Source organism: Pseudomonas sp. SB113, from assembly GCF_040754745.1.
GTDB lineage: Bacteria > Pseudomonadota > Gammaproteobacteria > Pseudomonadales > Pseudomonadaceae > Aquipseudomonas > Aquipseudomonas grimontii.
Window position 1 is genome coordinate 1 of record NZ_JBFMHW010000126.1, and the last position, 477, is coordinate 477.

The 477-nt window shown below is 58.3% G+C and carries 1 protein-coding gene; it reads right to left on the minus strand.

Annotated features, from left to right (window positions below; translation table 11 throughout):
• The coding region (locus tag AB1462_RS31780) for a tripartite tricarboxylate transporter permease (protein ID WP_367249053.1) at positions 1–391 on the minus strand (391 nt) is incomplete at its 3' end.
• Between the last annotated feature and the right edge of the window lie 86 nt (positions 392–477).

Sequence of the window (477 nt, forward strand, 5' to 3'; positions counted from 1 at the left end):
GAGCCGTCATTTCGGCAGGCCCGAATTCCACAGCAAACCGTGCAAACGGTGCAGCAAGTGCCGTGAACATGACAATTGCGAACAGACCGCCGACGAACGAGGCAAAGACGCTCATCCCCAATGCTCGGCCGGCCTCTCCCTTGCGCGCCATAGGATATCCGTCGAGCGTCGTCATCATGGATGCGCTTTCGCCCGGAATTCCCAGCAGGATCGAGGTGACGGCACCACCATACATCGCGCCGTAATAGACGCCCGCGAGGCCTGCCATCGCGACCGTAGGTTCGAACTTGATGACGACTGGCAGCAATATAGCTACGGCTGCGGCTGGACCGAGCGCAGGAAGAACACCGACGGCAAGTCCCAGAAGAACGCCGATCAAGGTCGCCAGCAATGCCTGATAGCTGAGCGCTACAGAAAGACCATGACCGAGAAGAGTTAGAGTTTCCCTATTTGCAGCTCCCGTCAGAAACTACCACG